Annotated in this window: 20 protein-coding genes, 1 tRNA gene and 1 pseudogene; 12 read left to right on the top strand and 10 right to left on the bottom strand. The window is 62.6% G+C overall.

The genetic code is table 11. The features are described from left to right. Positions 1-49: 49 nt before the first annotated feature. The 7 genes from ACZ2HM_RS12680 to ACZ2HM_RS12650 all read right to left on the bottom strand — a co-directional run bounded on the left by ACZ2HM_RS12680 (position 50) and on the right by ACZ2HM_RS12650 (position 6,067). A complete protein-coding gene (locus ACZ2HM_RS12680) occupies positions 50-1,402 on the bottom strand; it encodes a S41 family peptidase (RefSeq protein ID WP_470425370.1) in 1,353 nt (450 codons plus the stop codon). A 117-nt stretch (positions 1,403-1,519) separates the two neighbouring features. Beyond that, complete coding sequence (locus ACZ2HM_RS12675; protein WP_470425369.1) at positions 1,520-2,755, bottom strand: murein hydrolase activator EnvC family protein; 1,236 nt, start codon at positions 2,753-2,755, stop codon at positions 1,520-1,522. A gap of 4 nt (positions 2,756-2,759) precedes the next feature. After that, a complete protein-coding gene (locus ACZ2HM_RS12670) occupies positions 2,760-3,182 on the bottom strand; it encodes a 23S rRNA (pseudouridine(1915)-N(3))-methyltransferase RlmH (RefSeq protein WP_470425368.1) in 423 nt (140 codons plus the stop codon). A 41-nt stretch (positions 3,183-3,223) separates the two neighbouring features. Then, positions 3,224-3,613, bottom strand: a complete 390-nt coding sequence (gene rsfS, locus ACZ2HM_RS12665) for a ribosome silencing factor (RefSeq protein ID WP_037475965.1) — start codon at positions 3,611-3,613, stop codon at positions 3,224-3,226. A 12-nt stretch (positions 3,614-3,625) separates the two neighbouring features. Continuing rightward, positions 3,626-4,255, bottom strand: coding sequence for a nicotinate-nucleotide adenylyltransferase (locus ACZ2HM_RS12660; RefSeq protein WP_470425367.1), 630 nt, complete (start codon positions 4,253-4,255; stop codon positions 3,626-3,628). Positions 4,256-4,308: 53 nt separating this feature from the next. Further along, a complete protein-coding gene (locus tag ACZ2HM_RS12655; protein WP_156106202.1) occupies positions 4,309-4,482 on the bottom strand; it encodes a hypothetical protein in 174 nt (57 codons plus the stop codon). A gap of 97 nt (positions 4,483-4,579) precedes the next feature. Continuing rightward, entirely contained in the window at positions 4,580-6,067 is a 1,488-nt protein-coding gene (locus ACZ2HM_RS12650; RefSeq protein ID WP_470425366.1) for a DNA recombination protein RmuC, read from the bottom strand. 433 nt (positions 6,068-6,500) lie between these two features. On the opposite strand from ACZ2HM_RS12650, the gene ACZ2HM_RS12645 reads away from it, so the two are divergent. Beyond that, on the top strand, positions 6,501-6,677 hold the full coding sequence (locus ACZ2HM_RS12645) for a hypothetical protein (protein WP_171899226.1): 177 nt from the start codon (positions 6,501-6,503) through the stop codon (positions 6,675-6,677). Between the two features lie 342 nt (positions 6,678-7,019). Here ACZ2HM_RS12645 and ACZ2HM_RS12640 read toward each other — a convergent pair. Continuing rightward, positions 7,020-7,096, bottom strand: a tRNA-Pro gene (locus tag ACZ2HM_RS12640). 188 nt (positions 7,097-7,284) lie between these two features. Between ACZ2HM_RS12640 and yajC the strand changes: the two genes are divergently transcribed. From yajC to ACZ2HM_RS12620, 4 genes are all read left to right on the top strand, one after another. Then, a complete protein-coding gene (gene yajC / locus ACZ2HM_RS12635) occupies positions 7,285-7,620 on the top strand; it encodes a preprotein translocase subunit YajC (RefSeq protein WP_037472426.1) in 336 nt (111 codons plus the stop codon). Positions 7,621-7,628: 8 nt separating this feature from the next. Next, positions 7,629-9,227 (top strand): protein translocase subunit SecD, encoded by a 1,599-nt coding sequence (secD, locus tag ACZ2HM_RS12630; RefSeq protein WP_470425365.1) that lies wholly within the window; start codon positions 7,629-7,631, stop codon positions 9,225-9,227. A gap of 133 nt (positions 9,228-9,360) precedes the next feature. After that, positions 9,361-10,347: a protein translocase subunit SecF gene (secF, locus tag ACZ2HM_RS12625; RefSeq protein WP_069065545.1), complete on the top strand. Its 987-nt coding sequence runs from the start codon at positions 9,361-9,363 to the stop codon at positions 10,345-10,347. Between the two features lie 89 nt (positions 10,348-10,436). Beyond that, positions 10,437-10,745, top strand: a complete 309-nt coding sequence (locus ACZ2HM_RS12620; RefSeq protein ID WP_470425364.1) for an Mth938-like domain-containing protein — start codon at positions 10,437-10,439, stop codon at positions 10,743-10,745. 72 nt (positions 10,746-10,817) lie between these two features. Here ACZ2HM_RS12620 and ACZ2HM_RS12615 read toward each other — a convergent pair whose 3' ends face one another. Next, positions 10,818-14,312, bottom strand: a complete 3,495-nt coding sequence (locus ACZ2HM_RS12615) for an autotransporter domain-containing protein (RefSeq protein WP_470425363.1) — start codon at positions 14,310-14,312, stop codon at positions 10,818-10,820. 351 nt (positions 14,313-14,663) lie between these two features. Here ACZ2HM_RS12615 and ACZ2HM_RS12610 point away from each other — a divergent pair, with 351 nt between their 5' ends. From ACZ2HM_RS12610 to ACZ2HM_RS12585, 6 genes and pseudogenes are all read left to right on the top strand, one after another. After that, the gene (locus tag ACZ2HM_RS12610; RefSeq protein ID WP_470425362.1) at positions 14,664-15,785 is read left to right on the top strand and encodes a Ppx/GppA phosphatase family protein; all 1,122 of its coding nucleotides are present in this window, start codon (positions 14,664-14,666) and stop codon (positions 15,783-15,785) included. After that, a complete protein-coding gene (locus ACZ2HM_RS12605) occupies positions 15,782-16,486 on the top strand; it encodes an RlmE family RNA methyltransferase (RefSeq protein WP_069065541.1) in 705 nt (234 codons plus the stop codon). The genes ACZ2HM_RS12610 and ACZ2HM_RS12605 overlap by 4 nt, the downstream gene beginning before the upstream one ends. Before the next feature lie 198 nt (positions 16,487-16,684). Beyond that, positions 16,685-17,410, top strand: a pseudogene (locus tag ACZ2HM_RS12600) (magnesium chelatase domain-containing protein); the annotation flags it as partial. A 112-nt stretch (positions 17,411-17,522) separates the two neighbouring features. Further along, entirely contained in the window at positions 17,523-17,909 is a 387-nt protein-coding gene (locus tag ACZ2HM_RS12595) for a hypothetical protein (RefSeq protein WP_470425361.1), read from the top strand. 68 nt (positions 17,910-17,977) lie between these two features. Then, a complete protein-coding gene (locus tag ACZ2HM_RS12590) occupies positions 17,978-18,514 on the top strand; it encodes a Panacea domain-containing protein (protein ID WP_470425360.1) in 537 nt (178 codons plus the stop codon). Continuing rightward, positions 18,514-18,873 carry a hypothetical protein gene (locus ACZ2HM_RS12585; RefSeq protein WP_470425359.1) on the top strand — a complete coding sequence of 120 codons (360 nt, stop codon included), beginning with the start codon at positions 18,514-18,516 and terminating at the stop codon, positions 18,871-18,873. The genes ACZ2HM_RS12590 and ACZ2HM_RS12585 overlap by 1 nt, the downstream gene beginning before the upstream one ends. Here the strand turns inward: ACZ2HM_RS12585 and ACZ2HM_RS12580 are convergent. Then, a complete protein-coding gene (locus ACZ2HM_RS12580) occupies positions 18,870-19,826 on the bottom strand; it encodes an IS1595 family transposase (protein ID WP_470426852.1) in 957 nt (318 codons plus the stop codon). The two genes, ACZ2HM_RS12585 and ACZ2HM_RS12580, sit on opposite strands and share 4 nt — an antisense overlap. 106 nt (positions 19,827-19,932) lie before the next feature. Between ACZ2HM_RS12580 and ACZ2HM_RS12575 the strand changes: the two genes are divergently transcribed. Then, on the top strand, positions 19,933-20,166 hold the full coding sequence (locus ACZ2HM_RS12575; RefSeq protein ID WP_470425358.1) for a DUF6471 domain-containing protein: 234 nt from the start codon (positions 19,933-19,935) through the stop codon (positions 20,164-20,166). Position 20,167 lies beyond the last annotated feature (1 nt).

Raw genomic sequence — 20,167 nt, 5'->3', positions numbered from 1 at the left:
CCCACTTAGACACACCCGCACCTTTCGTCATGCTGAACTTGTGGGGGCGTTACTTCGCCCCCGGCTTGCGTGCCGCGACCTGCGCCTGCGCGATCGTCGCGCCGGGCGTGCTGGCAAGGCGCGCGATCGTCTTGAGCGCATAGTCGAGCTGGAAATCCTCAATGCCCTGCTTTTTCAGCTCCTCGGCCGTCATGGTGAAGCGCGGATCGTCCTTCGCATCTTCTTCCAGCGCCTTATCGTCGGTCTTGATCTCGTTGATCAGATGACGGCGCAGGTCGCTTTCGCGATATTTGGGCCGGTTCTTGTAATCGGGGTCGGACAATTGCGGCACGCGGATGTCAGGCTGAATGCCGCCTTCCTGCACGCTGCGACCCGACGGCGTATAATAGCGCGCCGTGGTCAGCTTGAGCGCGCTGGTGTTGCTGAGCGGCAGCATCGTTTGCACGCTGCCTTTGCCGAAGCTGCGTTCGCCCATCACCAGGCCGCGATGCTGGTCCTGCAAGGCGCCTGCGACGATCTCGGAGGCGGAGGCCGAGCCTGCGTCCACCAGCACGATCACCGGCAAGCCCTTGGCGTCGTCGCCGGGCTTGGCATAATAGCGCTCGACATCGCCCTTGGCCCGGCCGCGTTGCGACACGATTTCGCCGCGCTCCAGGAAGATGTCGCTGACGGTTACCGCTTCGTCCAGCAGTCCGCCGGGGTTGGAGCGCATGTCGAGGACATAGCCGGTGGGCTTGTGACCCAGCGATTTGTCGATGCTGCGGATCGCCTGGCGCACGTCGGCCCCGGTATTGGCCGAGAAACTGACGATGTTGATGACGCCGATATTATTCTTCACTTCCCATTTGACGGGCTTCAACTGAATGATCTCGCGCGTCAGCGTCAGGTCGATCGGCTTGTCGCGGCCCGCGCGCACGATGGTCAGCTTGAGCGCGGTGCCCGGTGCGCCGCGCATCTTGTCGACCGCCTCGTCCAGCGTGCCGCCATAGATGAGTTGCCCGTCGATATGGGTGATATAGTCGCCTGCCTTGATCCCCGCGCGCCAGGCCGGGGTGTCCTGCGTCGGTGCGATGACCTTGACCGCGCCATCTTCCTGCGTGACCGACAGGCCGAGGCCGCCATAGCTGCCCTCCGTCTGGGTGCGCAGATTCTGGAAATCGCGCGCATCGAGGAAGCTGCTGTGCGGATCGAGGCTGGCCAGCATCCCGTCGATCGCGCCCTTGATCAGCTTTTCATCGTCGACCTTCTCGACATAATCGCTGCGGACCTTCTGGAACACGTCCATAAATTCATCGAGCGCCTTGTAGCTCGATGCTTCCCCCGCCGCGAAAGTTGCCGTGGCGACAGGAATGAGCGCAAGCGCCCCAAGCGCAAGCGCGCCATGGAGGAAGGTCGATTTCATGGGCATCCTTGATTCCGGCATCATCGTCCCGTCATAAGCCGATTCGCGTCCCGACGCAAAAGCGCGCTTCGACCAATGTCGCGCAGTGTCGATGAGCGTCGGGTTAACGGGGATTCCTCACCCCAAGCCCACCAGCGGTACGATGTCCACCGGACGGCCATTGCGGCGCAGTTCGATCGTCACCGTTGGGCGACCCTGGCCGGTGATGCCGACGGGATCGCCCTGACGCACCGTATCGCCGACCTGTGCGGTGACGCGGTGGAGGCCGGTGATCAGGGTAGTCCAGCCCTGGCCATGGTCGATGATCAAGATCTGGCCATAGCCGCGATAGGGGCCGGCAAAGGCGATGCGGCCTGCGGTCGGCGCGACGGTCTGGGCGCCGGGTTGGGTCACGAGGCTGAGGCCGCGTGATCGCACGCCGCCGTCATTCACTTCTCCCATGCCGGTAACGAGTTGGCCGATGACGGGCAGGCGGTAGGGTGGGGGTCCACCTGTTGCGCGGACTGTTTCGGGCGCGGGCGCGCCGGTCTGATCCGGGCGGGCGGGGCGGAGCAGCGGGCCGGGGAGCGCGGCGAGCCGTTCGCGCAGGTCGCCTGCATCCTCCAGCCGGTCCATCAGGTCGACAATGTCGCGGGCGCGTTCGCCCAGCGCCAGCGCGCGCTCGCTTTCAAGCCCGGCATTGGCGCGATAGTCGCGCGCGGCGACGCGCTTTTGCGTTTCCAGCGCGGCGAGCGCGGCTTGCCGTTCGCGGCGGTCGGCCTGCGCCTGCGTCAGCGCACCGGCGGCCTGCTGCGCGGTCGCGCGCAGCGCGCGGCTGCGGGCGAGTTCGGCGCGCAGTCCGGCTGTGCGCTGCTGGATGACGGGCAATATCTGTCCCAGCACCGCGCGCATATGCACGGCGTCGGTCACCGATCCGGGCTGCACCAGCGCCAGCGCCATCGGGCGGCGGGCCATCATCTGCAGCGCGGCGGTGAGGCGCACCACCGGCTCCTGCCGAGCGGCCAGCCGCGCCGCCTGGGCTCGCTGCATCCGCGCGATGATGGCGATGCGGGCCTGCGCCGCTTGAATATCGGCTTCGGCCTGCTGGATGCGCGCGGCGGTGGCGGCGGCGCGACGGCGGGCCTGCTCGGCATCGTCGCGCGCGGCGCTGGCCTGTTGCTCCAGCCGGGCGGAGCGATCGCGCGCTTCGTCGGACTGGCGGCGGGCGGCCTTGAGCGCGGCCTGTTCCTGCGCTAACGTGGTGCCTGCGGTGCCGGGCAGGATGATCGCGGCGTCATCGGCGGCAGGCAAGCGCGTGGCGGCCAGCGCCACAAGGGCAAGAAGCCCGCCGGTGATGATCGCCCCCCGTTTCACGCCGCTATCCTTCGCGATGATAGGGGTGGTTGGCAAGGATGGAACAGGCGCGCCACAATTGTTCGGCCAGCATCGCGCGGGCCATCATATGCGGCCAGGTCATCGCGCCGAATGCGATCAGCAGGTCGGCATTGGCCCGGTCGGCGTCGTCGAATCCATCCGCCGCGCCGATCAGGAAGCGGCATTCGCGGGCGCCCGCGTCGCGCCAGCCTTCCAGCCGCCGGGCGAACTCCATCGAGCCAAGCTGCCGCCCTTTTTCATCGAGCATCACCGTTACAGTGCCAGGCGCGGCAGGCGGCAGCTTGCCACCCCGGTCGAGCATTTCGGTGATCTTGTGCGGCATGGTCAACCGCTTGGCATAGCGGTCGACCAGATCGGCTTCAGGGGAGCGCCCGATTTTCCCGCGCGCGATGATGTGGAGGAGCATGGCGCTCCTCCTAGCCCGTCATCGCTCGCCTGTCGAAGGGTTCAGGCTGTCCCTGCAACCGGTGCATCGACAAAGCCCCACATGCGTTCCAGATTGTAGAAGCTGCGCACTTCGGGCTTGAAGAGATGGACGATCACGTCGCCCGCGTCGATCAGGACCCAGTCTGCGACCGGCAGCCCTTCGACCCGCGCCGAACGGCCGGTTTCCTTCTTGATCCGTTCAGCGAGATGCTGGGCAATCGCCGCGACCTGACGCGACGAGCGGCCGCTCGCGATCACCATATAATCGGCGATGCTGCTCTTGCCTTCCAGGGGGATGGAGATGGTTTCCTGCGCCTGGTCGTCGTCGAGCGACTGCATGACGAGGGCGTGCAGGGCGGCCACGCTATCGGCCGATGCGGCCGTGTCGTTGGCGGGGTGGGGTCTGGTCAAAAAGGCTCCATTCTAGATCACTAACCGGCGCGTGAGCGGATCTCGCGCACACGATGTTTCATATTCGCGATGCCAGAGGGGGTCCGCCTGCCGAAGCAGGGTCGCCGATCTTGGATCAGGGCGAAAGCGCAAAAGCACGAGCGCCGGTGGTCTCCAATTCGTCCAGTCTGCACTCTGGCGCGGGGACCGGACGAAGCGCCGCAGCCAGCTCATGGCCGCAGAGCCATAGGCAGCGCTATCATAGCCTGGACGGGCGATCACGGCAATGGGCATTTGCCGGGCGATGCCGCGCCAGTCGCGCCAATCGCCAAATTGCGCGAGATTATCGGCCCCCATCAGCCAGATGAAGCGGTTTTTGGGGTAGCGGCGAGTGACGGCGCGCAACGTGTCGCTGGTGTAGCGGGTGCCAAGCTGCGCTTCGATCGCGGTCGCGCGAATCGGTGCGCGGCGGGCGATTTGCTGGGCGTGGGCCAGCCGGGCGGGGAGGGGGGCCATGCCCGCGCGCGGCTTGAGCGGATTGCCGGGGGAGACGAGCCACCAGATTTCATCCAGGCCAAGCGCCTTGGCCGCGAACAGCGATATGGCGCGATGGCCGCCATGGGCGGGATTGAAGGAGCCGCCCAGCAGGCCGATCTTTGTCATGGCTCTTGCCATGCCAGCGGAGAAGCAGGGGGGCAAGAGATGGGCAGCGCGCCTTAGCGGCTGAACGCCGCCTTATGCGGCATGGGATAGGGGATGCGGTCCAGTTTGGCGATGAGGTCGGCAAAGGGATGGTCGGCCTCAGCCTGTTTTGACCGGCGCGGCATGTGCGGTTCGACAGGCACCGCGCGCGACGGGGGCGCACGCCTAAAGATCAATCGCTTCCACATGGATGGTCTCCGACCCTTGTCTCTCAACCCTTACGGCTTTGATTTTCAAGGCTTCATACAGAAGAGACGCAGGCGGAGGGTGGTTGGTTCCGCAGCGTTATTCCGCTGCGTCGGGCAGGGCGCGCAGCGCTTCAGGCGATGCGGGGTCGCGCACCAGCGCCTCGACCGGGCCAAGCTCGTCCAATTCCTTGCCGCCGGTATCTATATTGAGATCGCGCAGCTTACGCCCGGTCACCAATACCCGGCCCTCAAAACTGCCGACGAAGGCGTTATAATCCCCGACCGCGCCGTGGAGCCGATTGCCCAATTTCTTGAGCGATCCGGCGGCGGCGGCGAGGCGTTCATAAAGCTGCTTGCCTAGTTCGGCGACTTCGCGTGCCTGATCCTGCAATTTTTCACGTCGCCACTGGCTGGCGAGCGTGCGGGCGAGTGGCAGGAAGGTGGACGGGCCGCAGATGATGACGCGGTTGCGCGCGGCGCGCTCCCACAGATCCATGTCGGCTTCGAGCGCGGCGGTGACGAAATTGTCGCCCGGCACGTACATGATGACGAAGTCTGGCGCTTTGTCGAACTGTTCCCAATAGGCCTTGCGCCCCAGCGCGTCGGCATGGGTCCGCATCGCGCGAGCATGGTCGGCCATATGGGCGTCACGCAGCGCCGAATCGACTTGGTCGACGGCGTTCAGATAGGCGACGAGCGAGCATTTGACGTCGACCACCATCTGCTGGTCGCCGGGCAGGTTGATGATGAAGTCAGGCCGCAACCGGCCGTCTTCCACCGTGACCGACACTTCCTCGCTGAAATCGACATGGGCCGACAGGCCAGCGGCCTCGATCAGATTCTTGAACTGCTGTTCGCCCCAGCGGCCGCGCGTCTTGGGCGCAGCGCGCAGCGCGTTGACCAGCTTGGCGGTCTCTTCACGCACCTGCCCTTGGCCCAAATGCACCTGTTGTACCGCTTCGCGCAGTTCGGCATAGCTGCCGACACGGTCCTTCTCGACCCGTTGCAACCCTTCCTCATAGCGTTTGAGCGTGGTTTCGACGGGCGAGAGCAACGTCTTCAATTGCGCCTCGCTCTTCTCGTTCGCCTGCGCGAAACGCTGGTCTGCGCGGTCGAGAAACGTCTTTTGCGCCTCGCCCAGCAGCTTGCCGCCAATCTCGCTGAATTGGGCGGAAAGCTGCTCCTTGGCATCCTTGAGCGCGGCGATCTGCGCTTCAAAGGCTTCGGCGCGCGCCTGCGTGTCGGACTGGAGCGCGGCCAGTTCGCGGAGCGCCGCCTCGCGCTCGGCCTGCGCGGCCTCGAAACGCTGCTGTGCGCTGGTCTGGATCGTGTCGAGGCGCTGCGCCGAGGCGACCTGCGCGGCGTCGAGCCGGGCAATCTGCGCATGGGCCTGCGCCACCCGTTCCTGCTCCACCGCCAATTCGGCGATCGCGCCATTGCGCTGCGTGCTGGCGACTTCCAGCCGCGCGGCCAAGTCCGTCTTCTCCGCCACCAGCGGTGCGAGCATCCGCCCACGCAACAGCCACCCCGCCGCCAGCCCGACAAGCAATGCGACCAGAATCAGGAGGGCGGAAAGGCTGTCCATAAATTTCCCTTTGCAGAACGAAAAGGGAACTTAGCGGGGGGAGGGGGTGGGGGCAAGGGGTGATGGGTAAGGATGAACCTTGTTCCGTTCGCCCTGAGCCTGTCGAAGGGCCACACTCTCCTTGTAAAAGTTGGGCTTCGACAAGCTCAGCCCGAACGGCGATGGAGTGGGCTTGGTTACTCATTAGACGCGCCGTCCCTTTTCGAACATACGAAGCGGCAACTTGATTTCCTCTGCCTCCCTCTCGTTGCACAGCCGCCGATCAAAGATGGCGCGGATCGCTGGCGAGCGATCATGATACGTTATTCAAATGTATTTTATTCGTTCTCTGTCATTTTCCTATTGTGCGAATCGCGGGTTCGTTCATGATGTAGTTACCAGCACATTAACACCACAACATCTTGTGGAAGATGGCGGTAGAAAGGAGAAAATCATGAGCAAGACGATGAAGCCTGGTCAGTCTGCGCCCCGTTCGGGCCAGTACGGCATCTTCGGCCCTCGCGGCGGAGACACTGGCGCAGAGCGGACTGTGACGCGGGGCGAACCGCTGCCACCGACGCCGAAGCCCGGCATGGGTTACAAGCTGGTCGATCCGACCAAGCATAAGTAATCTGATTTAGCGGAGGTGCGACAAGACCCGGCTTATTCTTAACAAAGGCCAGCAAGCGGTAATCGGAACAAAACAGCCAGATGCTGGAACCCGTTCATAGTAGTCGGTATCGACGATCAAACCAATGCAGCGACTAACGGAAGGGCGGTTCAAAAGGGCCGCCCTTCCCTGTATGTCACAAGCAGTTGTTACTCCGCCCCCAACACGGCGCGCGCGTAGGCAAATCAAGCAGCCTTCGCCGCCCATGCCATTCACCACCAGTGATGAATATCGCCTCCCGCGCTTGCGCTTGGGAGATTTTCGGGCGTCCGTCCCCCGGACGGCCGCACTTTCCGAAAATCTTGGTCGGGACGAGAGGATTCGAACCTCCGACCCCCACACCCCCAGTGTGATGCGCTACCAGGCTGCGCTACGTCCCGACCGGAGGGCGCGCTTTAGAAGGGGTTTTGGGAAGTTGCAAGGGTTTCGATGCGGGCTTTCGCGCCCCATGTACGATTCCCTAATCATATTGCCTCCGCCCTTGCATCTGTGGTAGCCGCCCGGCCTTGATAGGCGGGCGCTGCCATGCGTTGCGCGGCCGACAGACACCAAGACGAAAGTCCCACCCATGTTCATATCGACAGCCTTTGCCCAGACCGCTGGCGGGGAAGCCTCCGGCGCCGGAATCCTGGTGCAGATGGCCCCGCTGGTCCTGATCTTCGTCGTCTTCTATTTCCTGCTGATCCGCCCGCAGCAAAAGAAGATGAAAGAGCATAAGGCCAAGATCGACGCAGTGAAGAAGGGCGACCAGGTCGTCACCGGCGGCGGCTTGATCGGCAAGGTCGTGCGCGTCGATGACATCTATGCCGATGTCGAACTGGCGCCGAACATGAAGGTCAAGGCGGTCAAGTCGACCCTGACCGACGTGATCGACCCGACCACTGCCAAGCCCGCGAACGACTGACCCCAACGATGCTCAATTTCTCGCGTGCGGCGGTGATCGCGATCATCCTGCCCCTGTTGATCGGCGTGCTGTGCGCGGTGCCGAGCTTCCTGCCCGACGCCGCCGTGGCCCGGCTGCCCAGCTTCATGCAGACGCGGGTGAATCTTGGCCTCGACCTGTCGGGCGGCAGTCACTTGCTGCTCGAAGCGTCGACCCAGGATGTCGCCAAGCAGCGGCTGGTCAATATGGAGGAGCAGGTTCGCACCGAACTGCGCCGGGCAGACCCGCGCATCGCGATCGGCGATATCTCCAGCCGCGACGGGAAGCTGAGCTTCATGGTGCGCGATCCCGCGCAGGTTGATGCCGCCGTCGAGCGCATCCGCCCGCTGACGCAGGGTGCGGGGCTGACCGGCCAGCGCGATTTCGACGTGGCGGTGGTGAACAGCCAGACCGTGACGATCACGCCGACCAATGCGGGTATCGACAATGCGGTCAAGAGCGCGATGGAAGTCGCGACCGAGGTGATCCGCAAGCGCATCGACGAAATGGGCACGCGCGAACCCACGATCCAGCAGCAGGGCAGCAATCGCATCGTCGTGCAGGTGCCGGGGCTGCAGGATCCCAAGGCGCTCAAGGATCTGCTGGGCCAGACCGCCAAGCTGGAATTCAAGCTGGTCGATACGACCGCCAACCCGTCCGAAGTGGCGCAGGGTCGCGCGCCGGTGGGCAGCGAAGTCCTGCCCTATCTCGACAATCCGTCGGGCGTGCCGCTGATCGCGGTCAAGCGCCAGGTAATGGTGTCGGGCGAGGATTTGACCGACGCGACGCAGGGCTATGACCAGAATAACCAGGCGATCGTCAACATCCGCTTCAACAGTTCGGGTGGCCGCAAATTCGGGCAGGTGACGTCGCAGAATGTCAATCGCCCGTTCGCGATCATTCTCGACGGCAAGGTGCTGTCGGCGCCCAATATCAACGAACCGATTCTGGGCGGCAGCGCGCAGATCAGCGGCAATTTTACGGTCGAAAGCGCCAACCAGCTGGCGATCGCGCTGCGGTCCGGCAAGCTGCCGGTCGCGCTGGCGGTGGTCGAGGAACGCACGGTCGGACCGGGCTTGGGCGCGGATTCGATTCGCGCGGGCCTGATCGCGTCGATCATCGCGGTGGTTGCCGTGGCGATCTTCATGTTCCTGAGCTATGGCCGCTTTGGCATGTATGCCAATCTGGCGGTCGCCATCAACGTCGCGGTCATCCTGGGTGTGATGGGCATATTGGGCGCGACGCTGACGCTGCCCGGCATTGCCGGGTTCGTGCTGACGATCGGCACCGCGGTCGACGCCAACGTGCTGATCTATGAACGGATTCGCGAAGAGCGGCGGCGTGGGCGCAATGTCGTCCAGGCGATCGAACATGGCTATAAGGAAGCCAGCCGCACCATTTTCGAGGCGAACGTGACCCATGCCATTGCGGGCGGGATCATGCTGGCGCTGGGGTCGGGGCCGGTCAAGGGCTTCGCCATCGTGCTGTTGATCGGCATCGCGACCAGCGTGTTCACCGCCGTTACCTTCACCCGCGTCATCGTCGCCAACTGGGTGCGCCGCACCCGGCCGACGGACATCCATATATGATCGAGGTGACACCCCTCCTTCCGTTCGCCCTGAGCTTGTCGAAGGGCACCACCGAGCATAGCGAGGTGTCTTCGCCTCCGCTCAGACAGGGGCTTCGACTTCGCTCAGCCCGAACGGTATTAGGTCTTAGCGCATGAAACTTCTAAAGCTCGTCCCCGACAATACGAATATCGGCTTCGTCGCGATGCGGAAGTGGGCGTTCGCGCTCACTGCCCTGCTGACGGTGCTGGCGGTCGGCGCTACGGCCTATAAGGGCCTCAACATGGGCGTCGATTTCGTCGGCGGCCTGATGATCGAAGCGAAATTCCCGCAAAATGTCGAAACCGACAAGGTGCGCGCGACCATCGCCTCGCTCAATGTCGGCGAAAGCTCGTTGCAGCAATTCGGCGATCCCAAGACGGTGCAGATCCGCCTGCCTTTGCCCGAACAGGGCGGGGCGGGTGCGGCCAATGCGGTCGTCGAAAAGACCCGCAATGCGATGACCGGGCAATTCCCCGGCGTCACCTTCTCCCGCTACGATACGGTGTCGGGCAAGGTGTCGGGCGAGTTGATCCAGAACGGCATATTGGCGGTCGTGCTGGCTATCCTGGGCATCGCGGTGTTCAGCTGGTTCCGCTACGAGTGGCAGTTCGGCGTCTCGACCTTCGTCGCGATCGTCCACGACGTTCTCATGACGCTGGGTTTCTTCGCGCTGACGCAGTTGGAGTTCGACCTCAATATCGTCGCCGCCGTGCTGACGATCGTGGGCTATTCGATCAACGACAAGATGGTGATCGACGACCGCATCCGCGAAAATATGCGCAAATATCGCAAGATGGACATGAAGGCGCTGATCGACCTGTCGGTCAACGAAACGCTGCCGCGCACGGTGATGACGTCGGTGACGATCATGCTGGCGCTGGGCGCGTTGCTGCTGTTTGGCGGCCATGTGCTGCGTGGCTTCACCGCGGCGATGATGCTCGGCATCATCGTTGGCACCTATTCGTCGGTCTATGTGTCGTCCTCGCTGCTGATCTCGCTGGGTCTGTCCCCCATGTCGTCGGAGAAGAAGGCGGCCAAGGCGAACCTCGCTTCGCAGGCCGAGCGGGTCGGACCGCGCGATGACGGGGCCAAGCCCTGAGCGGCGAACGACGCACCGGAATAGAACTGCGCCGCGACGATAGCGGGCAGGGGCCGATCGTCACCGGTTTTGCCGGGCGCGGTTTCCGGGTGCGCGACGATCTGTTTCCGAACGGCCTGCTGCTCAGCCCCACACTGGCGATGGGCTGGGACGATGCACCGACGGTCGATGCGCTGACGCTGGCGGCGCTCGGCGATCTGCTGGACGGCGATCCGCGTCCCGAATTCCTGTTGCTCGGCACAGGGGCGGGACTGCGCCAGCCACCCCGCCCCTTCGTGCGCGATCTGGAGGCCAAGGGGATCGGCGTGGAGGCGATGGACAGCCGCGCCGCAGCGCGCGCCTGGGGTGTGTTGCGGGCCGAGGAACGGTCGATCGTCGCGGCGCTGCTGCCGCTCTGAACCGCGCAGTTGCGGACACAAAAAAAGGGGCTGCCCTGTGGGGCGGCCCCTTTTCGTTGGCGCAAGGTGGGGTCAGAAGTGGATCTTCACGCCCGCACGATAGCTTTGATAGCTGATGTCCTTGCGCCAGACCGTCGTGTCGGCGGTCAGGTTGAGGTCCACAGAGCCAGCGCGGATGGTCAGGCCACCGCCGACTTCGCCCCAATTCTTGTCCGATCCGCCCAGCGCGAACGGCGCGAGGCTGCCGGTCCCGCCGACCAGATTGGCGAGGAAGAAGGCAGGCTGGTCGTTGAACTCATGGACATAATTGGCGGTGAGATAGGGTTTGAACCCGCCCGTATTCGCCTTGACCGTCGCGCCCAGGCGACCCTGGGCGCTGCGGATCGCATGGCGCTTGATCACCAGCGCGGCATCGCCGCCATATTCGGACAGGTTGCCAGAGCTGATATAGGCACCACGCAGCGCCGCGCGGGGCACGATGCTGAACGCATCGCTGCCGAGTGCCTTGCTGAGACCCAGTTCACCCGACAGGGCCAGTTCCTGGTCGCTGCCATAGAGGGTGTAGGGGGTGATGCCGACCGCGAAGGACCGGCGCGAGCGAGTCGCCATCGTGCCTGCGCTGCCGACCGCATCCAGCTTCAGGCCGCCCAGGTCGAACGCCCCATAGACGGTGCCTTGATAGAGGCGGGCGCGGCCCGAGTCATTGGCCCCCGTATTGCCCTTCAACTCGCTGAACGAGGCAGCCAGGCCGATGACGCCGGTGTCGCCGAACGCCTTTTCGATGCCGGCTGCCATGTACCAGCCGTCGAACTGGTCGCGGCCCAATGGCGTGGCGGTCCGCATCGGGGCGCTGTCGCCGTCGATATAGCCGCCCGCCAGGAAAGCGCTGACGTCATCGGGCAACACGCCTTCGCGCGTCATCGTATCGTTGCTGCCGCCCTGCGCCATGCCCAGGTCGATATTGTTGAGGCTGGCTGCGGCCAGTTGCAGCGGCTGGCCGGTCATGGTCAGCGTGCCGCCCATCGCCCCGCCATCGAGCTTCGTCAGGCGGTCGCGATAGAAGCGCGCCATATTGTCGTTCAGCACTTCGGACATCGACGTCTTGAGCGTCTCGGTGCGCGGTGCCATCGCCTCGAAGGTCGCTTGGACCCCGGCCACACTCAGCAGATCGGCCTCGCCATAGAGATTGGCATAGTTGGCATAGAGCGGCCGGTTCTGGTCGAGCAGCTGGGCGAAGCTGGTCTGGTTCGGCGCAGCGCGGTTGACGACATCGGCATAGAGGCCCGCGTCGATCCGCACGCTGACGCTGTTGGGGCCGTAGAATAGCACGGGCTTCAACACGGCCGACAGGTTGGTCGGCGTCGCAAAGCTGCCATCCACGCCACCTTCGGCGGTCAGGAAGGTATAGCTGTTGCCATAGCGGATCTTGGCGCCGCTCGCTGCACCGAAGACGACGCGCCCGCCGACCGCGGCGATGCCGTCGATGGGATCACCAACCGCGAGCAGCGACGCATCGCCATCGGCCTGCGCTGCCGTGATGGCCGATACAGCCGAAGCCTGTTCCTGGCTGCCGCCACCATCGCCGCCACCATTGCCGGTATCGGGAATTTCGCCCTCGCCGTCGCCATCGGCTTCGACGAATTGCGTCGCCCGCACCGCCAGCACGTCCGACACGCCATTGGCACCCAGATCGATCTGCAGCGTGCTACCCGATGACAGCAGCGCATTGCCTTCGATGCTAAGCGTGCCGATCGTGCCGACGCCGCCGGGCGCGATCATGCCGAGGACATTGGTGAAATAGGGCGCACGGAGCGTTCCCTTGCCGGACAACAGCCCGGTCATCAGGAAATAGTCGCCCGGCGTTTCGACCGTGCCATCGACATTCACGACACCGGCGAGGTGGGCAATGTCCATCAGGCTGGTCAACGATCCGGTGCTGGTGACATTGAGGGCAGCACCCGCACCGGAAATGGTGAAGCGATCGACGGTGACGTCCGTGTTCAACGTCGTCCTGCCATTGGCGCTGAGCGTCACGTCATAATAGCGACCGATCACCCCTTGCGACGCGAGCGGATCGATATTGTTGGGCACGAAGCTGGTCGCACCGGGCAGGCCATTGGCCAGCGTCGGCGTTGGCAGGACCGCAGCGCTGACTTCGCCTTCCTGCGCGTCATGAATAGCGCCGGTCAGCAGGTTGGCGTTTTCGGCGTTGGGGGTGCGCTCGGCAATCTCCACCTTGCCCTTATTGTTGCTGACCACGGTCGAACCGGTGGTCGCGTCCGTCGTTTCCGCAATGACGGGTTCGCCATCGACGATCAACGTGTCGGCGCCGACATCATAGCAGATATCGTCCGGCCCATCATTGGGCTGGTAGCAGATCTGACCGAATTTCTGCGTGCTGTCCTGGCCGAACGCGCCTGCGCCTGGCGAAGTAGGAATGCCGTTCACCAAGGCACCATTGCTGTCGATCACCCGATAATTGGGGTCGAGCGCGGTCACCCAATGGTTAGCATCGCTCCACAAGCCGTCGCCTGCCTTGGCCGTGGCATAGCGATAGGGGTTGTTCTGCGCGATCCAGTCCCAGAACAGGTAGAGGGGCTGGTAGAAGGACGAGCCGCCATAGGAGCTTTGCGGCTGTTCGAGGAAATAGCGGCTGCCGCCCGACAGGACGCCGATGATCGTCTTTTCGTTGAAAGCCTGGTCCAGAATCAGCGGGCCACCCGAATCGCCGCCAGCGGTGCTGCCCTCATTGGCGAGCGCATCATCCTTGAACAGGTTGAAGTCGAACGGATTTTCACGCTCCGGATCGTCGAAATCGGTGTGATAGAGATTTTGCGTATAGCCGCCGGGCGCACCGAACAGGAAGGCGTCGATGTCATCGAGCGATCCGAGCAGTCCCAAGAAATTTTCTGCCGTCTTGCGACGGAAGTCGATGCCGGAGCTGGACCCGGTTGTCCCGCTGCCGGTGCGGCCATAGCCAGTGATCGTCACATGATAGCCAGTGCCCGACGTCTCGCTGATCGCCGATGGCGCGGACAGGGCGGAAAAGAGCATCGTCCAGGTCGGCACGTCCGACGCGGGCGTGTCCAGCGTCGCCATCGCTACGTCGCCATAAAGGAAGCTCAAGGCCGGCGGATCGAGCGAGTCGGGATGATAGGCGATATTGTTGACGTTATAGACGCTGAGTGACGTGTTGGTCTGAAAGCCGTTGCTCAACCAGTCGATCAGGCCCGGACGGGCGTCGTTCTGGAAGGCGAAGGCGACCGGCACGCCGCCGTTGACGGTGCTATAGTCAGGCGTGTCGAGGTCGTTGACGCAGTGGGCGGCAAAGATGACCGTCCGCGGGTTGATCAGCGAACCGGTGCAGACGAAACCATCGGCGCGGTACATGATGCCGACGCCGTTGACGTCGCTGCCATCGATAATGTCGGACGGGGTTTTGCTGTCGTTGGGCACGACGGCGTGGGCCAGCGGCGCGAAGCCCAAAGCGGCGATCGCTGCGGATGCCAGAAGACTGGTACGACCGGCGCGCGCAAGTAAGCGCGCACCATTCTTGCGAATGTGCATGATGTGAACTCCCCAAAGACCTGAAGGGAAGCTATGTCAGCAACAAGACGAACACAATGCGGCAATGTGCGAAACTTTCCTTATGTTTCAAAAAGGTCACAGAATGCTGAGACGCGCCGCAAAATCCGAAGTGGAATGGCGAAAATCCGGCGTTTTCGGCATAGCGCTATTCGCCGACGCCTGCGCGCTACTTCATGACAAAGGCCGTTAACTTTAACTTGGCGCAGCTTTTTGGCGCAGCTTTTTGGCGCGCGAAGGGCGTCCCTTGCGCAACCGCGCCGATCCGCTTAAGCATGAGGGCAAGTTCCGGCTTCCCCACGAAGCTGGCGAAAAACAGAAGTGAGTTTCGGCATGGTGCAGCAGAGCCGCCCATCGCCGCAGAGTTCCGGTCCGACCGGCGGTTTTTCGGGCAAGCGTGTCCGATCCGGTCAGGGCAATGGGAGCAAGGCTGCGGCCATTCGTCCCCCGTCACCATCGCGGGGTCTTGCGCCGCATGGCGCGCGTGAGCGGCGATCCTATGCCGCGATCGACCTTGGCACCAATAATTGCCGCCTGCTGATCGCCAAGCCGTCCGCTGATGGCTTCATCGTCGTCGATGCCTTTTCGCGGATCGTGCGGTTGGGCGAAGGGCTGGCATCGACCGGGCGGATCAGCGACGCCGCGATCGATCGCGCCATCGCCGCGCTCTCCGTCTGCGCCGACAAGCTGCGCCGCCGTCATGTGACGCTGGCGCGATCGGTCGCGACCGAAGCGTGTCGCCGGGCGTCCAATGGCAATGACTTCATTCAGCGTGTCTATCGCGAGACAGGCATTGCGCTCGATATCATCACCGCGCAGGAAGAAGCGCGACTAGCGGTGCTGGGCTGTCATGCGTTGCTGGAACCGGGCAATGGCCCGGCCCTAATCTTCGACATAGGCGGCGGATCGACCGAATTGGTGCTGGTCGACTCAAACGGATCGGCAGGGGCGCCCCGGATCGTCGATTGGGTAAGCGCACCATGGGGCGTGGTGTCTCTGACCGAGAGCGAAGCGTTCGATCATGACGATCCTGCTGAGCGACTGGCTGCCTATGACCGGATGCGCGCGCGGGTAAGCGAAGCCTTCGCGCCGCTGGCCCGCCGCTTGCCGCAAGGAGCGGAGGATATCCGCCTTCTCGGCACATCGGGGACGGTGACGACATTGGCGAGCGTGCATCTGAACCTGCCGCGCTATGACCGGCAGGTGATCGACGGGTTGATCGTGCCATGCGAATCGATGCGGTCGATTTCCGAGCGATTATCGACCATGACCCTGATGGAGCGGCAGAAGCTGCCCTGCATCGGCACCGAGCGGGCCGATCTGGTGGTGGCGGGGTGCGCCATATTGGAAGCGATCCTCGACATCTGGCCCGCCGAGCGGCTGGGCGTGGCGGATCGCGGCATTCGCGAAGGCATATTGCGCGGGCTGATGGACCGCGACGGGAGAGTGATGTGAGGGGCGCAGGCGTAGGCAAGGTGCGCGTCAAAAGCGCCAAGGGCAGGACCGCGCAATCGGTTCGCTGGCTCGAACGCCATTTGAACGACCCCTATGTCCGCAAGGCGAAGGCGGAAGGCTGGCGCAGTCGTGCCGCGTTCAAGCTGATCGAACTGGACGAGAAATTCCATTTCGTGAAGGGATCGCGCGCGGTCGTCGATCTCGGCGTGGCACCGGGCGGCTGGTCGCAGGTCGTGCGCAAGCTGGCCCCCAAGGCGACCGTCGTCGGCATCGACCTGCTGCCGGTCGATGCGATCGAGGGGGTAACACTGTTCGAAATGGACTTCATGGACGACAAGGCGCCCGACATTCTGCGCGAGGCGCTGGGCGATGCGCCCGACCTCATCATTTCCGACATGGCCGCCAATACGGTGGGCCATGCCCAGACCGATCATCTCCGCACGATGGGACTGGTCGAGGCGGCCGCCTGGTTCGCAGTCGAAAATCTGCGCAAGGGCGGGACATTCGTCGCCAAGGTGTTTGCCGGGGGCACCGATGGCGAACTGCTGGTCCTGCTCAAGAAGAATTTCACGACGATCAAACATGCCAAGCCCCCCGCCAGCCGCAAGGGCAGCGTGGAATGGTATGTCGTGGCGCAGGGGTTCAAGGGGCGACCCGATGAACCCGCGCGCGACCGGGCGGGCGATCCCGTAGAGGAATAGAATGGATGAGATTTACCCCGTTCGTGCTGAGTAGGGGCTGAGCGAAGTCGAAGACCCGTATCGAAGCATCCGGCGCGATCCTTCGATATGCCATTTCGACTTCGCTCAATGGCTACTCAGGACGAACGGTTTTAAGACAGACTGGCGGACCACATTCCGAAGCGGTCTGGCGGGGGCGGGATAGGGAGCGGGGGTCACTTGGTCGCAACGGTATCGACGGTCGCCTATCTGGGGCTGGAAGCGCGAGCCGTCGAGGTGCAATGCCAACTCGTCCCCGGCCTGCCCAATTTTATTGTCGTCGGATTGCCCGACAAGGCGGTGGCCGAAAGCCGCGAGCGGGTGCGCAACGCGATCGCCGCCATCGGCCTGTCGCTGCCGCCCAAGCGGATCACCGTCAACCTCTCGCCTGCCGACCTGCCCAAGGAAGGGTCGCATTTCGATCTGCCGATCGCCCTCGCATTGCTGGGGGCGATGGGGGTGATCGATGCCGAAACGCTGTCGGGCTATGTGGTAGTCGGCGAACTGGGGCTGGACGGGCGCACCGCGCCATCGCCCGGCGTGCTGCTGGCGGCGCTGCATGCGGGCGGGCAGGATATGGGGCTGGTCTGTCCGGTCGCGCAGGGGGCGGAGGCCGCCTGGGCAGGGCAGGTCGAAGTCGTCGCCGCACCTGACCTGCTAAGTCTGCTCAATCATTTCAAGGGCACCTCGGCGCTGTCGCCGCCCCAGCCGGGCGCGGTCGAGGCACCCGTGCGGACGCTGGACCTCAAACAGGTCAAGGGGCAGGAAGTCGCCAAGCGCGCGATCGAGATCGCGGCGGCGGGCGGGCATAATCTGCTGATGGTCGGGCCGCCGGGCGCAGGCAAATCGCTGATGGCGGGATGTCTTCCGGGAATATTGCCTGAACTCACCCCATCCGAGGCGCTCGGCATTATGTAGCAAACGCACCAACACAATGACAGACATAATCGCGCGCGTGCCGTAATGCCATCGTATGACAGACTATGCCCTAGAACAGCTTAAACGGAAACGCGCCGACATGACCGGGGAGATTGCCCGGTGCCATGCCCGGTTGCAGCAGCTATCCACCGACCTTGAACATCTGGACGCCACCATAAGGCTGTTCGCGCCTGACTTCGTGCAGGAGAGCGTCCTGCCCAAGGTTTTTACGCCGCCCAAATCGTGGAGCAAGCGGGGCGAAATGAGCCGCGCCGTGCTATCGATCCTGCGCGTTGCCAAGGGACCGCTTAACACGCGGGAGATTGCCGCCATGATCGTCCAGCAGCGCGGCCTGGACGCCGATCAAGACATACTGGACATCATGTGCCGCCGCGTCGGGCATGTCCTGCGCGACAAGCGCCAGCGCGGGTTGATCCAGTCTATCGAGGAAACCGGGCTTTGGTTGCAGTGGGAGATTGTTAGATAACAGCGTTGCGGATCATTCACAAAATTTGTTAGTGACAGATTCATGTTTTGGTCTATATGATCGGCCTTATGGCACTCAGTTTCCAATTTGACGAGCGGAAGGGCACCGAAGCGCTGGCCTACATGGCGACGCAATGGGCAGATATAACTATATTTTATGCCTCTAAGGTGCTTTTCTTTGCGGAAAAGCTGCATTTAAACGCTTATGGGCGTCCTATTGTTGCGGATACGTTCATTGCTATGCCGAATGGCCCTGTGCCAAGCACCCTTTACGATTTTATCAAAGGAAATCTTGGAAACTCTGGTGACCCAGAAGGGTTTAGGGGCGCGATAGATTCATCAAATCACCCTCGTCTATCAGCTAAGCGCGATTGCGATACCGCCGTTTTATCAAAAAGCGACCGCGAGTGCATCGACAGCGCGATTGCTTTTTGTCGCTCAAAAGGGTTTGGGCATCTATCGCAATTGACCCATCAGGAACGCTCTTGGGCGGAGGCGGCTGCAAATTCCGCCATGGATTACGAGTTATTCATAGACGAGGATAATCCTCATCGCGATGAAATCATTGCGGATGCGAAGGAATTCGCTGCTCACGGCGTCCTTTAATGCCATTCATGGCGGGGCGCATATACTGGATTACGTTTAGTTTTATCCAGCCAGTCCATGAAAAAATATCTCTGTGCGTCTGCCCCAACCGTCCTTTATTTTTTTGGATTAACAGTAATCCAAAATTTCATGGAATTGGCCAAGTTCCTATAAGTGCAGATATCTGCGCAACGTTGCATCGCGATAGCCATCTTGATTTCTCTGGCCTAAAAACCGGGTCGGCGACTGATATGGAAACGGCACGCAACGAATCTGAAATGTCTGCGGAAATGAAGGAAATTGTGCTGGCCGCTTTGGCGGAACCGATCAGCTTGTTACCGGAATCACAACGCGCCTTGGCCCTGCAAAATCTCGCTTAAGCCTCCCGCTGCCAATACCCCTTCCACTGGCGACTAACCGGCGCTTCCATCGCAGCGACACCGACCTTGCCAGCCTGCGCGCCGTTGGCGACGCGGCGGTTATCTTCGCGCCACGAAGCCTCACCGGCATAGGCGTTCAGATACGGGCCAGAGATATGGTGGTGCGTGCCGACTTCCATGCGGCGCAGACGGCTAAAATAGCTTTCGGCCTGATTGGTGCAAACGCCCTTGTCCATGTAGCGGAACGAGTGATTGACGCGGCCCGTGTCGTAGGCGGCGTGCAGGGTATCCCATGCGGTGCCTTCGTCGGCATGGACGGTAGCGCCAGCTTCAACCACAGAGCGAATAAAGGGCACACCCTGGGCTTCTGAGCTGGTGACGGTCGAGAGGGTGCGGCCATCGCGTTCGCGGGCGACGACCACCACTTGACGCTTGCCAGTCCGGTTTTCCAGCAAGCGGCGATCCTTGCGATCGGCCTTTTCGTTGGCAGGCTTCACATAGCCGCCGAAATAGGCACCATCGACCTCTACAATGCCACCAAGGGTAGCGCCCATGTTCTCGCGGGCCATGGCTTCGCGCAGCTTGTGCGTGAGAACGAAGGCCGTCTTATACTGGCAATCCAGATCGCGGCTCAATTGCAGAGCGGCGATGCCCTTGGCACCATTCACGAAGATCACGATCGCGGCCAGCAGGTCGGTGAACGACATCTTACGGCTTGCGAAGATGGTGCCGCTGGTGACGCTGAACTGGTGATAGCAGGCGACGCACTTGAACTTGCGGCGCGACGTGATGTTGTAGGTTTCGACGCAGCCGCAACGCGGGCAAACGGCTTCACCGTCATTCTCCGGCCAACGCATCTGGCAAAACGTCTCATAAGCCTTGGTTTCGCCCATGGTGAAAACAGCCTTGAGGCTGATCGTACGGGCTTGGCTTGAAAGGAGAAAGTGCTGCATGTCATCGTATCCGTTGCTTATACATCGTATATAATGGCATTTATGCACTGTTGTCAATGGCAAACGTATCGCATATGATGCACATAACATCATAGGAGATACGACCATGCCTAAGACGGCGAAGGATTGGGAAGATCAGGTAAAGTCGATGCTAAAGGCAGAGCTAAAGCGCCGGGGCCTGTCTTACGCCGACCTAGTGGGCAAGCTTGCCGACATCGGGGTCATGGACTCTGAGCCGAATATCAGGAACAAGCTGTCGCGGGGAAAATTTACAGCGGTGTTTTTGATACAATGCTTAGAGGCTATCGGAGCATCATCTTTGCGGCTTTCGGATGGATAGC

The organism is Sphingobium sp. KKT206 (genome assembly GCF_055640555.1).
The sequence above is the reverse complement of the archived record's forward strand: the minus strand, read 5'-3'. Positions and strand labels throughout refer to the sequence as shown.

Excerpts from the sequence above, each read along its gene's own strand:
- ACZ2HM_RS12645 (WP_171899226.1), top strand. The coding sequence starts at position 6,501 with ATGAGCAAGACGATGAAGCCTGGTCAGTCTGCGCCCCGTTCGGGCCAG.
- ACZ2HM_RS12590 (WP_470425360.1), top strand. The coding sequence starts at position 17,978 with ATGGCACTCAGTTTCCAATTTGACGAGCGGAAGGGCACCGAAGCGCTG.
- ACZ2HM_RS12680 (WP_470425370.1), bottom strand. The coding sequence starts at position 1,402 with ATGAAATCGACCTTCCTCCATGGCGCGCTTGCGCTTGGGGCGCTTGCG.
- ACZ2HM_RS12650 (WP_470425366.1), bottom strand. The coding sequence starts at position 6,067 with ATGGACAGCCTTTCCGCCCTCCTGATTCTGGTCGCATTGCTTGTCGGG.
- secD (WP_470425365.1), top strand. The coding sequence starts at position 7,629 with ATGCTCAATTTCTCGCGTGCGGCGGTGATCGCGATCATCCTGCCCCTG.
- ACZ2HM_RS12655 (WP_156106202.1), bottom strand. The coding sequence starts at position 4,482 with ATGTGGAAGCGATTGATCTTTAGGCGTGCGCCCCCGTCGCGCGCGGTG.
- ACZ2HM_RS12660 (WP_470425367.1), bottom strand. The coding sequence starts at position 4,255 with ATGACAAAGATCGGCCTGCTGGGCGGCTCCTTCAATCCCGCCCATGGC.
- secF (WP_069065545.1), top strand. The coding sequence starts at position 9,361 with ATGAAACTTCTAAAGCTCGTCCCCGACAATACGAATATCGGCTTCGTC.
- ACZ2HM_RS12615 (WP_470425363.1), bottom strand. The coding sequence starts at position 14,312 with ATGCACATTCGCAAGAATGGTGCGCGCTTACTTGCGCGCGCCGGTCGT.
- ACZ2HM_RS12670 (WP_470425368.1), bottom strand. The coding sequence starts at position 3,182 with ATGCTCCTCCACATCATCGCGCGCGGGAAAATCGGGCGCTCCCCTGAA.
- ACZ2HM_RS12580 (WP_470426852.1), bottom strand. The coding sequence starts at position 19,826 with ATGCAGCACTTTCTCCTTTCAAGCCAAGCCCGTACGATCAGCCTCAAG.
- ACZ2HM_RS12610 (WP_470425362.1), top strand. The coding sequence starts at position 14,664 with ATGGTGCAGCAGAGCCGCCCATCGCCGCAGAGTTCCGGTCCGACCGGC.
- ACZ2HM_RS12585 (WP_470425359.1), top strand. The coding sequence starts at position 18,514 with ATGCCATTCATGGCGGGGCGCATATACTGGATTACGTTTAGTTTTATC.
- yajC (WP_037472426.1), top strand. The coding sequence starts at position 7,285 with ATGTTCATATCGACAGCCTTTGCCCAGACCGCTGGCGGGGAAGCCTCC.
- ACZ2HM_RS12575 (WP_470425358.1), top strand. The coding sequence starts at position 19,933 with ATGCCTAAGACGGCGAAGGATTGGGAAGATCAGGTAAAGTCGATGCTA.
- ACZ2HM_RS12595 (WP_470425361.1), top strand. The coding sequence starts at position 17,523 with ATGACCGGGGAGATTGCCCGGTGCCATGCCCGGTTGCAGCAGCTATCC.